This window comes from Acetobacter musti, from assembly GCF_011516835.1.
GTDB lineage: Bacteria > Pseudomonadota > Alphaproteobacteria > Acetobacterales > Acetobacteraceae > Acetobacter > Acetobacter musti.
In genome coordinates this window covers 95,391-109,037 of the sequence record NZ_WOTB01000009.1, presented here as the reverse complement: position 1 = coordinate 109,037, position 13,647 = coordinate 95,391, and the positions used below count along the sequence as shown (strand labels likewise).

The 13,647-nt window shown below is 58.8% G+C and carries 9 protein-coding genes, 1 tRNA gene and 1 riboswitch; of the genes, 5 read left to right on the top strand and 5 right to left on the bottom strand.

The genetic code is table 11. The annotated features are described in order from the left end of the window. Positions 1–162: 162 nt before the first annotated feature. The 3 genes from metZ to GOB93_RS08725 all read right to left on the bottom strand — a co-directional run bounded on the left by metZ (position 163) and on the right by GOB93_RS08725 (position 4,377). Complete coding sequence (gene metZ, locus GOB93_RS08735; protein WP_173583112.1) at positions 163–1,401, bottom strand: O-succinylhomoserine sulfhydrylase; 1,239 nt, start codon at positions 1,399–1,401, stop codon at positions 163–165. A 105-nt stretch (positions 1,402–1,506) separates the two neighbouring features. Beyond that, positions 1,507–1,586: riboswitch (SAM riboswitch) on the bottom strand. Between the two features lie 80 nt (positions 1,587–1,666). Beyond that, positions 1,667–3,475, bottom strand: coding sequence for an AsmA family protein (locus GOB93_RS08730; RefSeq protein ID WP_338422328.1), 1,809 nt, complete (start codon positions 3,473–3,475; stop codon positions 1,667–1,669). A 170-nt stretch (positions 3,476–3,645) separates the two neighbouring features. Beyond that, the gene (locus tag GOB93_RS08725; protein WP_338422327.1) at positions 3,646–4,377 is read right to left on the bottom strand and encodes a TetR/AcrR family transcriptional regulator; all 732 of its coding nucleotides are present in this window, start codon (positions 4,375–4,377) and stop codon (positions 3,646–3,648) included. 151 nt (positions 4,378–4,528) lie between these two features. On the opposite strand from GOB93_RS08725, the gene GOB93_RS08720 reads away from it, so the two are divergent. The 4 genes from GOB93_RS08720 (at position 4,529) to GOB93_RS08705 (ending at position 11,706) form a co-directional block, all read left to right on the top strand. Continuing rightward, complete coding sequence (locus GOB93_RS08720; RefSeq protein WP_338422326.1) at positions 4,529–5,701, top strand: efflux RND transporter periplasmic adaptor subunit; 1,173 nt, start codon at positions 4,529–4,531, stop codon at positions 5,699–5,701. Positions 5,702–5,707: 6 nt separating this feature from the next. After that, complete coding sequence (locus tag GOB93_RS08715) at positions 5,708–8,857, top strand: efflux RND transporter permease subunit (protein WP_173583109.1); 3,150 nt, start codon at positions 5,708–5,710, stop codon at positions 8,855–8,857. Then, entirely contained in the window at positions 8,857–10,356 is a 1,500-nt protein-coding gene (locus tag GOB93_RS08710; protein ID WP_173583108.1) for an efflux transporter outer membrane subunit, read from the top strand. The genes GOB93_RS08715 and GOB93_RS08710 overlap by 1 nt, the downstream gene beginning before the upstream one ends. A gap of 234 nt (positions 10,357–10,590) precedes the next feature. Beyond that, the gene (locus tag GOB93_RS08705) at positions 10,591–11,706 is read left to right on the top strand and encodes a hypothetical protein (protein WP_173583107.1); all 1,116 of its coding nucleotides are present in this window, start codon (positions 10,591–10,593) and stop codon (positions 11,704–11,706) included. A 179-nt stretch (positions 11,707–11,885) separates the two neighbouring features. Here the strand turns inward: GOB93_RS08705 and GOB93_RS08700 are convergent, their stop codons facing one another. Together GOB93_RS08700 and GOB93_RS08695 are read right to left on the bottom strand one after the other, a co-directional pair. Continuing rightward, positions 11,886–12,335 (bottom strand): hypothetical protein, encoded by a 450-nt coding sequence (locus tag GOB93_RS08700; protein ID WP_456304264.1) that lies wholly within the window; start codon positions 12,333–12,335, stop codon positions 11,886–11,888. Between the two features lie 15 nt (positions 12,336–12,350). Further along, positions 12,351–12,998 (bottom strand): hypothetical protein, encoded by a 648-nt coding sequence (locus tag GOB93_RS08695; RefSeq protein WP_173583105.1) that lies wholly within the window; start codon positions 12,996–12,998, stop codon positions 12,351–12,353. 565 nt (positions 12,999–13,563) lie between these two features. On the opposite strand from GOB93_RS08695, the gene GOB93_RS08690 reads away from it, so the two are divergent. Next, positions 13,564–13,637: transfer RNA gene (locus GOB93_RS08690), tRNA-Gly, on the top strand. The last annotated feature ends 10 nt before the right edge of the window (positions 13,638–13,647 follow it).

Below are 13,647 nucleotides of genomic sequence, written 5' to 3'. Positions count from 1 at the left end.
TGGAGGACATTGCGGGCTCTACCCCCTCTGATTAACCGGAACGAAATCCGGTCAGACCACTGGCCTGACCGGATCGTCGGGACGGACGACGGGCTCAAAAAAAAACAGCATCCACGCCGGTGAGCCCTGAGTCGGCACGGACTGGCAACATATTCCGGAACGTCAGCCCGCTCCGAAGCCACGAGACTTCAGAGCCGCAACACCCCTGGCGAGATCCTCAGTCAGATCCGCGGCGTCTTCCAGACCGACCGACAGCCTGATGGCACCATCCGAGATTCCCAGACGGGCACGCTCTTCCGGACCAATCTTCATGTGTGTCGTCGTCGCGGGATGGGTCGCGAGTGAGCGCGCATCACCAAGATTATTGGAGATCAGGATCACCCGCAATGCGTCAAGGAAAGCAAAAGCCCCCGCCTGTCCGCCCGCAACCTCGAACGCCACCAGCGAGCCGAACCCGCTCATCTGCCGTTTCGCAATGTCATGCTGCGGATGATCGCTCCGGCCCGGATACCGCACACCGACAATCCCCGGCGCATCGGCCAGCCAGTCCGCAACGGCAGCCGCGTTGCGCGTCATCGCGTCCACGCGCAGCGGCAGCGTCTCAAGGCTTTTAAGCATGACCCAGGCATTGAAGGGCGACAGGGCATTTCCGGTGTTACGGGTGAACGGGAGCACCACTTCATTGAGCCAGTCCGCCCGCCCGAGAATCGCGCCGCCCAGCACACGGCCCTGGCCATCGATATGCTTCGTGCAGGAATACACGACGACATCCGCGCCCAGCGCCAGAGGCTTCTGATAAACCGGCGAGGCAAACGCGTTATCCACGATCACGATCGCACCCGCCGCATGCGCGCGTTCCGAGATGGCCGCGATATCGAGCACATCGAGCATCGGATTGGACGGACTCTCCAGAAGCACCGCCGCAGTCGGCCTGCTGAGCGCCGCTCCCCACGCATCCGGATCGCCACCATCGACGAAAATGGTCTCCACCCCATATTGCGGAAGCAGATTCGCAATGATCCAGTGACACGAGCCGAACAGCGCGCGGGACGCCACGACGCGATCTCCGGCTCTGACCAGCGCCAGAAGGGCCGACGAGACCGCTCCCATGCCCGTCGAGGTCGCGATACAGGATTCCGCGCCTTCCAGATCAGCGAGACGACGCTGCAGCGCGTCCACCGTCGGGTTGCCAAAGCGGGAATACTGATAATGAACCGCATCGCCCGTAAACGTCGCGGCCGCCTGCTCGGCACTGTCATAGACAAAGCCGGAAGTTAGAAAGAGGGCCTCGCTCGTCTCCCCATACGGCGTGCGTTCCACACCGGCATGAAGCAGCCGGGTCGCGGTACGCCATCCGGACGAAGCGGAAGTATCGGACGGGTTTTCTGTCTTGTCTGTCATCGCGGTCTCGGTTCTGTCCTTAATCCATCGCGCGAGACAGACAGAGAAAGCGGATCACTGCCGCCCCGCGCACGGGTCGTCGACCGTGGAAACCTTGGAAGGCGCGGTCCGCCTGCCAGTGCCTCTTTAGCGCGGTTCTTTATCCTCGCCGCAAGCCGGCCATACAAATCACGAGGTCCTGCCGTAAGAAGCAGGGAAGGGAGGGTTATTGCGGATGAGAGCCATCCCCGTCAACAGCAGGAGTCCAGCCGAACGGAACGCCTCCTTATAAGGTAATGCGAAGACACGCCTTTCCGGGGGCGAAATCTGCGATTCCGGCCGGCAATGTGCTGACAGCCCGGGCATTCTTCAGAAGATCGCGCCCCTTCGCCGACCAGCCCGCCAGTCCGAACCCGGGATGACTGAAGCTGCCACTCACCCGGATCGGAACATCGAGCGCGAAAAAACCGGGCGCCCTGCTCTGGAATGCAAGATCGAACCATTTGCGGTTCAGATCGAATAGCGCTGCCCCGATCACCGTCCCCGCCGCCGAATTCACCCTCAGCGGCACCACGGTTCCCATGCCGTGACGCATCGTCAGAACGCCGAGCAGGCAGGAGACTGGCGCCATCCCGGACTCGTTGCGTACCAGAAGGCTGACATCCGTCGACGCCATCGCAATGACCCTGCGGGAAATCGCCCCGCTGTCCATGCCCACCGCCGCCGTGAGATCGGCCACCTGTTCCGCTTCATCGAGCGTATGAATATTGTCCGCCGCCGCCGTCGCGTGAAAACTGAGCTGACCGCTGATCGGAATCTCAGCCAGTCCGGCCTGACGCCGGAACCGGTCAATATCGGCCCCCGACATATCAACCGCGGCACGAAGATTCGTGCCGTTCTCCGCCGCGGCCAGACTCCCGGACGCATGCAGCCGCGCACCGAGCCAGGCCAGCGAAAGGGATTTCACATCAATTCGGCCAGGTCCCTGCGTCACCACGACCGAAACATCCGAAAATGTCCTGTCATTATAAGAAACCTGTTTCGCGCCGAGACGGACATCAATGACCGGGTCCGGCTTCGCCGGGACAGCCAGTGAAATATCCGCGTGCCGCTGCGTCGATGGCCCGCCACCAGTCAGTCCGTTCAGATCAATGGCCGCGAAGTTCACGTTCCCGCCGATCTGGTCAGGCGCCCCCTTCGCGCCTTCGGTAAAGACAACATCCGCGTCCGTGATCTGATTGCCGCCCAGATGCCCCGTCGTATGATCGAGCGACCATAGATTCCCGCGATGGACAAAATGTCCGTCCAGACCCAGCGCCATGGCAAAGTCGGAAGCCGGCTCGCCCGCGAACGCCATCAGCGGCGCCGAACTCGGCGTCCGCAGCGTGAGCTTTCCCGCCACACCGTCAAAATCGAGCAGGTCGGTAATGGTGCTTTCCAGATCGAGCGTCAGATCCCCGGATGTGGCGTGAATCGCCGTGCCATATGGCGTTCCGGCCACACGCAGCAGTGAAATCGACTGCATGCGCGCCATAATCGCAACAGGCGTCGTATTATATGAGCCGGTCACGCTCATCAGCAGTGGCGCGTCGTCGTTTGCGGAGGTGAACGTAACGTCATTAAGACCGACCTGGTAGCTGTGGCCCCGCGCTGTCCGGTAAACGACCTCGCTGTCGCGAATCGTGGCCTGCCGAAGACCCGGAAACCATGTCTGGTCAGGCGCTGCCGCCTGAGCCTTGCGAGGCTCCGACGCGCCAAAACGCCAGTTTGGCGTATGATCCGGCGTCCGCTCGAACAGTCCCGAAAATCCGGTCAGCACCAGGTCGCGCGTTTCCACCGGCCCCCACAGCAGAGAAGTAAGTCTGACCTGAGTATGCAGATGCCCGACCGAAATCATGTCCGGACGACTGCCATTTCTGACATTGCCCAGATGCGCGTCGTCGAGTTCGACCGTTATCCAGCGACCGGGCGTAACATGCAGCGAACCGATCCGAACGCTGCGTCCCGTCGCGGCGGCCAGACGACGTGTGGCGAAAGAAGAAAGATCGATGTGACCCGCCGTCAGAAAGGCAACGGCGGTCAGAGCTGTCGTCACAACGGCAGCTCCCAGAAGAATGGCAGGAAATCGACGCAAAACCGGCACTCATTTCGCAATGGTACGGGACGCGGCAAATCCCGTCGGGGCAGAAACCGCTTTGATGAAGATACAGATGCACTCCGCCCCGGCATTCTGACAATGTCCGGCAACAGGATGCAGAGCGCCGTTCAGGGAGACGGAGCGGCTTTCCCTCCGGCGTCTCCGGCGTCGCTTTCCCACCCGGCCCTGAGCCCGGCAAGAAAAAGCCGTGCCCCGGAGGAGAGAAAATGTCCGATGGCGTCAGGCGTCATATATTCATCCGCGCCGATAAGCCCGTTCAGCATCAGTTCGCCAATCGTCATCCCGAACAGATGGCGGCTCAGCCCGCTGATATCCGCCTCCGGATGACCGGAAGCGACACAGTAATCGCGCAGCCAGCGGTTAAAGATGTTGGTCTCACCGCCCTTTTTCAGATTGAGCATGATCTCGGTAATGTCCGGCGCTTCCGGCGTCTCGGCGATGATGGCGCGGATCAGTTCGATCTGATCCGGACATAACAGCCATTTCGCAACACCGGAGAGCAGACCGGCCAGTTCTTCCTCCGGCGTCTCCGCCACCGGCTCGACAGGTGAGGGAAGACAGAAAAGTCTCGCCCCGATCAGCGAGAGAAAAAGATCCTGCTTTGAAGGATAGAGCTGATACAGCGTTCTCTTGGACATGCCCGAGCAGTGCGCGACCTTGTCCATGGACGCGGCGTGATACCCATGCGCCTGAAGAATTTCGCATGCGGAGTTCAGAATCCGCCGCCGGCGTTCGCACTCTTCCATTTCCGGCGGACGGCCGGGGCCGCGCGGGGACGAACAGCGCGGCGTCTGCCGGCTGTGTGTCCGCTCGTTTTTCCGTCCGGTGTCGTTTTTCACGTCCCGTCTGTCCCATCTTGATCTTGGGTTCGGAAACTATATAGTTTTGTTTCTCGGCATGCCAGCTCCGTCCCCGGATTTTTCTCCGGCCGGCGTCGCAGAGCTGGCATACGCCTCATACCCATGTCTTTTCGGTCGGCAGGATGCACGCGTGAACAGGCCCTTTCGTCTTCCAGCCACAGCCATACTTGTTTCGGCTGTGAGTCTTCTTGCCCTCAGCGGCTGCGGAAAAAAATCCACCCAGCAGGGCGGCGCACCGCCTCCGCAACAGGTGCAGATCGTCACCATGCAGACGCAGCCCGTGCATGTCAGCACGCAGCTCCCCGGACGCCTCGAAGCATTCGAGATCGCCATGGTTCGCCCCCAGGTGACAGGCGTTGTCCAGAAGCGCCTCTTCACAGAAGGCGCCGATGTCGTCGCCGGACAGCAGCTCTACCAGATCGATCCGAGCACTTATCAGGCGGTCTATGACAGCGCCAGCGGACAGCTCGCCCAGGCGCAGGCCAACGCCGCCACCGCGAGAGCAAAGCTCGAACGCTATAGCCCGCTTGTAAAGGCTCACGCTGTCAGCAAACAGGAATATGATGACGCCCTGGCCGCCGCGAAATCGGCCGACGCGCAGATCCTGATCGCAAAGGGTCAGGTCGAAGCCGCCGCCGTCAATCTGCGCTACACGAAAGTCAACGCGCCGATCTCCGGCCGCATCGGCCGCTCCCTGCTCACCGTCGGCGCCCTGGCCACGTCCGGCCAGACCGGAAACCTCGCCGTCATCACCCGGCTGGACCCGATCTATGTCGACGTGAACCTCCCCGCCGTCTCGCTGCTGCGCTTCCGCCGGGAAGTCGCGTCAGGACGGATTCACGTCAATCCCGACAACACCGTGCCGGTCTCGCTCCAGATGGAAGACGGCTCGACCTACGAACTGCCCGGCAAAATGGAGTTCAGCGAGGTCAACGTCGATGAGGCAACAGCCACCGTCGTCGTCCGCGCCGTTTTCCCGAATCCGAAAAAGCTTCTGCTGCCCGGCATGTATGTCCACGCAACCCTGGATGAGGGCATCGACCCGAACGCGCTCCTCGTCCCGCAGCAGGCCGTCACCCGCAATACCCACGGCGACCCGCAGGTGCTCGCCCTGGACGCGGACAACAAGGTCGCGCTCCGGGCCATCACCACAACCGCCACACGCGGCAGCGACTGGATCGTCAGCAGCGGCCTGAAGCCCGGCGACCGCGTCATCGTGGTCGGCCTGCTGAAAGTCCATCCCGGCGACAAGGTGACACCGGTCCCGTTCGACAGCGGCTCCTCACCAGAAGAGAAAAAGTAAACCGGCATGTCACGTTTTTTCATTGACCGGCCCGTCTTCGCATGGGTGATCGGGCTCATCATCATGCTCGTGGGCGGCGTCGCCATCTTCAGCATGCCGATCGCACAGTACCCGTCGATCGCCCCGCCTCAGGTCGCCCTCACCGTGACTTATCCCGGCGCGTCCGCGGAGACGGTGAACAATACCGTCGTGCGACCCATCCTCCAGCAGATGTTCGGACTGGATCATCTCGAATACATCTCGGCTCAGTCCTATGCGTCAGGCCAGATGGAAATCGACCTGACCTTCGCGCAGGGAACGAACCCCGACATCGCGCAGGTCCAGGTGCAGAACAAACTGCAGCTGGCCCAGCCCAGACTGCCGACGGAAGTCACCTCGCAGGGCATCACCGTCGCAAAAGCCGTCAAAAACTTCATGATGGTGATTGCGCTGATCTCAACCGACAACTCGATGAGCGCCCAGGACGTCGCGGATTACGTGGCCTCCAACATCTCGGACCCGCTGTCCCGCGTCTCCGGTGTTGGCGATCACACGCTGTTCGGCTCCGAATACGCCATGCGGATCTGGCTCGATCCGCAAAAGCTCTACAAATATTCGCTGACGGTCGGAGACGTGCAGGCCGCGATCCAGACCCAGAACCTGCAGGTGTCCTCCGGCGAACTCGGCGGCCTGCCGGCGAACGAAGGAACACGGCTCGACGCGACCATCGTCGGCCCGACGCGTCTCTCCTCACCGGAGGAATTCCGTAAAATTCTGCTGAAAGTTCAGCAGAACGGTTCGCAGGTCCGGATCGGAGACGTGGCGCGTGTCGAACTCGGCGCGCAGAGCTACAATTACAACGCCGTCTATAACGGCAAACCCTCCGTCGGCATGGCGCTGAAACTGACCCCCGGCGCGAACCAGCTCACAACAGAAGCCGCCGTCCGGGCGGAAATCGCCCAGCTCGAGAAATTCTATCCACCCGGTCTGAAGACGGTCTATCCGCTCGATACCGAGCCGTTCATCGTGCTGTCGATCAAGGAAGTCGTCATCACACTGGCCGAAGCCATCGGCCTCGTCTTCCTCGTCATGCTGGTCTTCCTGCAGAATTTCCGTGCGACCCTGATCCCGACCATCGCGGTTCCGGTTGTGCTGCTCGGCACATTCGGCGTCCTGTCGGCCCTCGGCTTCTCCATCAACACGCTGACCATGCTGGCCATGGTGCTCGCGGTCGGCCTGCTGGTCGATGACGCCATCGTCGTGGTCGAAAACGTCGAGCGCGTCATGACGGAGAAAAACCTCTCTCCGAAAGAAGCCGCCCGCGTGTCGATGGATGAAATCTCCGGCGCGCTGATCGGCATCGTTCTCGTGCTGACCGCCGTGTTCCTGCCCATGGCCGCCTTCAGCGGTTCGACCGGCGTGATCTACCGCCAGTTCTCCATCACCATCTGCTCGGCGATGTGGCTCTCCGTTCTGGTCGCCATGGTCATGACGCCCGCCCTGTGCGCGACCATGCTCAAACCCGGCCAGCATGAAAAAACAAAAGGTTTCCCCGGCTGGTTCAACCGGAGCTTCCACCGTCTCACGAAAGGCTATCTGTCAGGCGTGCATCTGATGGTCGGCCATCGCGTGCTGGCCCTGCTCGGTTTCGCCGCCATCGTGGGCGTCACAGTGTTCCTGTTCATGCGCCTTCCCGGCGGCTTCCTGCCGAACGAGGATCAGGGCCTGATCTTCGGCCAGGTCACCATGCCGCCAGGCGCCACGATGGAGCAGACATCGAAGGTCACGCAGAAAGTCTCTGATTACGTCCTTAAAACCGAAAGCAAAAACGTCGAATCCGTCTTCGTCATGAACGGCTTCAACTTCGCCGGCCAGGGACAGAACGCCGGCGCGTTCTTCATCAAACTGAAGGACTGGGACATGCGCACATCCGCGGGTCAGGACGTGCAGTCCATCGCTACCCGTATCATGATGCATTTCTGGGGCGACCCGGAAGCCCAGATCTTCGCCATCAATCCGCCAGCCGTGCTCGAACTCGGTAACGCATCCGGCTTCGATCTGGAGCTTGAGGATCGCGGCCATGTCGGCCACGCGAAGCTTCTCGAAGCCCGCAACATGGTGCTGATGAAAGCCGCGCAGGACAAGCGCCTCATGGCCGTCCGCCCAAACGGCATGGAAGACGCCCCGCAATACCATCTCGACATCGACCGGGAAAAAGCCAATGCGCTCGGTGTCTCCGTGGCGGATATCAACACGCTCATCGAAGGCGCCCTGGGTTCGATCTACGTCAACCAGTTCATGCGCGATGACCGCGTGAAACAGGTCTACATCCAGGGAACGCCGCCCTCCCGCATGGTGCCGGAAAATCTCAGCGCCTGGTATCTGCGCAACGCCACGGGAACAATGGTGCCGTTCAATGCCATCGCAACCGGAACCTGGATCGTCGGCCCGCAGAAAGTCGAGGATTATAACGGGCTGAACGCCTTTGAAATCCTCGGTCAGCCATCCGCCGGGTACAGCTCCGGAGACGCCATCAACGCCATTAAGGAGATCCTCGCGACCCTGCCATCCGGCATCGGTTACGAATGGACCGGCCTGTCCTTCGAACAGATGGCCGCCGGCTCCTCCACCGGTTCCCTCTACGCCCTTTCGGCAATCGTCATTCTGCTGTGCCTGGCTGCACTTTACGAAAGCTGGGCCATCCCGATGGCGGTGCTGCTGGTGATCCCGCTCGGCGTTCTCGGGGCGATCGCCTCAACGCTGTGGCGCAGCATGGATAACGACGTCTATTTCCAGGTCGGCCTCCTCACCACCGTCGGTCTCGCCGTGAAAAACGCCATCCTGATCGTCGAATTCGCGAAAGCGAATTTCGAGAACGGCCAGTCCCTGGAAGACGCCGTGCTGAACGCCGGACGGGAACGCCTGCGCCCCATCCTGATGACCTCGATTGCGTTCGTGCTCGGCGTGTTCCCGCTGGCCATCGCCTCCGGCGCCGGCTCCGCCGCCCGGCAGGCAATCGGAACGGCCGTCGTCGGCGGCATGCTGACCGCCACCTTCCTCGCGATCTACTTCGTGCCCCTGTTCTTTGTCCTCGTTCTTCGCCTGTTCCGCGTAAAGCGGACCAGTGAGCGGGAAGAAACTGCCACGCCGGTTGCGGCGTCTCCGGAGACCCACTGATGAACGACCTCTCCACTGTCCATCGGAGAGCCCGGAAAATCGCGGCAATCCCCCTCGCGGCAGCACTGCTTTCCGCCTGCACGATGGCCCCGGTCTACCATCGCCCGAAAGCGCCGGTAGCCCCGGCATATCCGCAGGAACCGAAAACCGAGGCAAAGACCGAAGGAAAAACCCTTCAGACACCGGCTTCCGATCTCGGCTGGATCGATTTCTTCACCGATCCGCGCCTCAGAGCCCTGATCGCGATCGCCATGAAGGAAAACCGTGATCTGCGGACAGCCGCCGCCGGCGTCGCCCAGGCCGCCGCACAGTACGATGTGCAGCACGCGTCGCTGTTCCCGGCCATCGGCGCCACCGGCGGGGCCATGTATATGCAGCCCTCTCAGACCGCCGGTTTCAGCTTTGCTCCAGGCGTGGGAGAATCGATCTCCACTTTCCGTTACTACAGTGCCGGCATCGGTTTCTCATCTTACGAGATCGATCTGTTCGGACGTATCCGCAGCCTTTCGAAAGCCTCCGCCGAAGCGGCGCTGAAGGAAGTCGCGAACGCCCGCGCCGTCAGAATCAGCGTCGTATCGCAGGTCGCCAACGCCTATATCGCCTGGCTCGGCGACCGCGAGCTTCTCCGGATCGCCTCCGATGCAACGGATAACCTCTCAGACAATCTCCGTCTGATCCGCCTGCGTTATGATAACGGCGAAGAAAACATGCTGACCCTGCGGCAGGCCGAAACCCAGGTGGATCAGGCCGCCCAGCTTCGTGCCCAGCAGGTCCGTCTCGTCGCTCAGGATGAGAACGCAATCACCCTGCTGATCGGCGCGCCGATCCCCGCAAACCTGCCGCCACCGCGTCCGCTCGGCGAACAGACGCTCATGGCCAACGTCCCCGCCGGACTTCCGTCCGATCTGCTGTTCCGCCGCCCGGATATCATTTCGGCGGAACACGACCTTCTCTCCGCCAACGCCAATATCGGCGCCGCGCGGGCCGCCTTCTTCCCGAAAGTCACGCTCACCGCCACGGATGGCGTCAGCAGTCTGCTGTTCCACAGACTGTTTACCGCTCCCGCGACGACCTGGGGTCTGCAACCCAACATCAGCATCCCGATCTTCACCTGGGGCCAGAACCGGGGAAACCTGGAGGTCACAAAGGCCATACGGGATCAGAAAGTCGCGGCTTATGAAAAAGCCATCCAGACCGCTTTCAGGGAAGTGTCCGATACCCTTGTCGCCCGTTCGACCTATCTCGATCAGGGACAGCGCATGGATGACCTGGTGAAATCGTCCGCCGATGCTTATCGTCTTGCAAAAATGCGTTATCAGGCCGGCACGGACTCTTACCTCAATACACTCGATTCCCAGCGTAATCTCCTGCAGGCGCAACAGTCACAGGTCGGCGTCCAGGTCGCGCGTTATGAGAATCTGGTAACGTTCTATCGCGCTCTCGGCGGCGGCTGGACCGAACAGACCGCAAGGTCGCCAAGAGTGCCCGCGCCGTTGTGAGGAGACGATTTTCATTCCGGCCGGCCCCAAAGAACACCCCACGATAAATCTCTGATAAAAAACAATAAAAGTTTCGGTATGTCGCCTTTTCCAGAAGGCGACATACCTCTGAATCTTTCCGAAAAAATCTCCACCAGAAACATCTTTACAATTTAAAGGAGGTTTCAGCGGCAGCCTCTGAAATACAGGGATAGAGTTCCGGTACTTCCCCTTGTGTCATTATTGACGCATTATATGACAATGAAACCGGCAAGCATTAAATTCTTTCTTCTTCTGACCGCTATTGTATCTGGCATCGCCGGCGGCGCATGCAGCGCCCGCGCCGATCAGACTGTTTCCCGCGATTTCTCTTTCACTAAGAGATCCCGGAACTTCGATCAGAAAAACGCTTTCCCCGTAATGCCGATCAGTTCAGACACACGCATAAAGCGCCTTAAAGGATTTGTATTCGCGATTACCCGGCCCCAGGACCCCGTCACCAGATTTCCATGGTCCGAGACACTCTTCGGAGCAACGCTGTCGACGAATGGTCTGTGCCCGAAGGACGGTCAGGGCGTAGGTGATATCTTCGCCCAGTTCAACGCGGCCGCCCTGGGAGGAACGATCCTGAAGCAGATCAGCTTCGGCACGAAAGTCTTCCATTTTGACTATGTCTTTGAAAAGCCCGTCCAGATTTCCGTGGCGCAGGGAAGTTGCCTGTTTGTCAATTTTGACGGCTCGGATCTCGTGAACGGGCCTTATACAATGGGCGAGCATATCGAGGTCACATACGACGAAAGCGGCGCCGTGCCGCCACCGGAGAAAGTCAAAGTCACCGGACTGGACGCGGAATTTCTGCTTGGCGTACATACTCTCCTGAAGCCCACCCTGAACGCCTATGTCGCAGTGCCGGTGCATCCGGACGGCCCTATGGCTCCCGGAACAAAACTGGTCGGCCTGTTTGGCAATGCTTCCGTTTCAGCCGTAATGGGCAACCGCTCTTCCTATCATACGACCGGAAAGTGGACGATAACGCATAACGTTATGGTCTACACCAACAACAGTTGCCAGAAAGCTTTCCGGAATCACCTGCCGAAGACATTTACATGGAATGATCCCACCGGTTTCGGAAATGTCCCCAATCCCACCTCAGCCCGCTGGCCGGACTCCATCCTTCTCGGGCAGATCGTCTTTTCCGGGACAGGAGACGTGAGTCTCTCTCAGCCCATTGTGGAAAATAAAAACCGCTTTCCCTACACGGTTCATGACGGAGACTGTGTCGTCGACGCCGTCATTCCGCAGGGTGACATGGCTGACAGTCGGCCGTTCAACACGGAATCGCAGATCAATGTCGAAACGATCCTGCCGTAAAGCGGACCAGAGACTGTGACAGGCTGTATCGGGTAGTGAACCATGTTAACACGTGATCCGGAGCATTCACTCCATCCCGCTTCTTCAGAAGACGCCGCCTTTTTCCAAAAAGGCGGCACCCAAAAACTTTTATTGTTCTGATCAAAGATTTATCGCGAGGCGCTCTTTGAGCCAGTCTCTTAAAGAAAAAAGCTCCTTCCCAGATTTTTTATGTCCCGGGCAAGGTTTTCTCTGATCGTCGATTTATACTCCGTCCACCACTGATAGCATTGCTTCCGGCAGTTTTCGACATTTCCGGACTGATAAAGCCTGTCTATCAGCACCGGAGCCTCGCTCCAGTCCGTTATCATCGGCACCGGATTATCCCCGAGATAAGGTGTGAAAAAGTCGAAATCCCTGCTGTTTTCGACGATCGGAATACACCCGGCTTCCAGAGCTTCGTAAATCCTGAAAGAGTCGAGATGGATGAAGCCGGCAGGGCAGGGGATAAAGATGCTGTCATCCATATATAGCCGGTAAGCATCAGTGCTCAATGCATCGGAACTGTTGAAATACGTTGTCAGATGGGTATAGCCACCCTTCACTTCCGACATATTGTCATACATGGCTTTTCGTGACGATTTCTTTATATCGCCAGCAAAAAACTAGGTATATTTCCGGTCCAGAGAGTTTTTTGGCTCCTGATCTCTGAAGTATCCGCTCTTATAACCAAGAGGGAAAAAAGAAACCTTCTTCTCAGACGCCAGAACCGGGCTCCAGAGATTTCTCCAGACATTGCTGCACCACCTGTAGCAGTTATGGTCGTCTTCAAATGTTTCGTCACTCAGATGGATCAGCGCAATATTATTGTAGTTTTCATAGAGTTTTTTGTAAAAATTAACTTTGTGAGGTCCGCGGATATGCTGGTCTATAATGACCAGGTTTTCGCCGGACACGCTGCCAGGATCTGCGCTTTCAAAGCTGTCCAGCGGCCCCAGAATATGATTCATCCATTCATATTCGAACATATCCCGAAGATTGCAGTTGATAATGAGCCTGGCTTTCCCGTTATGGGAAAACCGTCCCGCATCAAGAAGCTTTGTCAGTTTTACGCGATAAAGCAGCGCGTCTTCACTGTCAGGAAAATACCTCTGAATATCTTCCAGTTTGCTGAGAGACAGGCGGGCATGACCAAAAGAATAGTCATAAAGCGCAACATCCACGAGCGCTTTTGGTACATCGTCGTCAAATGCGTCATCGGCAACGACGATAAATTTTTCCCAGTCGTCCGGATGCAGCCGGTCGCATGTCACAGAGGTGCTGTCTCCATGGGCGCAGAGAAAAAACTCACCCTTTTTCAGAAAGGAAAGACCGTTCTGTTTCGTTTCTATGACTTCAAATTCACCGAAATTATGTATTTCTATTTTATTTCTGTCCGGTGTTTTCCGGTGCGTCAGTAATTCTGATTTATTGAATGTATCTAAATCCGACTGCAGAATAACGTGTTCGTTGCCCCCGGAAACAGTCAGAACTTTTCCTGAACGTGTAATGATCGGCATATTGACCCCTGGACCCCGAACCGTAATCTGCTTCCATGCAGGACAGCGTTTACTGCCGCAACACGGTCATTTCTGTCTCTGATTACCTTATGTAGAGCTTCCCCGACATTCAGTGAATACATTACTCCGTTCTGTCAGAACCGTTCACTGAACGGTTCCCGAAACGACACCCCGGTTCGCCCCGGTCCCTGTCATCCATTCACATGAAACCACCTGCTCCGATGTCCGGCAGACCGCGCCCACCATTCCGGACCTGTGATCACCACTCCGAAACTGGCAATTGTCACGACGGCGCAGCCCTATTATACGGGACGACAGCGCGGGTGTAGTTCAATGGCAGAACGGCAGCTTCCCAAGCTGCATACGAGGGTTCGATTCCCTTCACCCGCTCCAGAATTTGCAG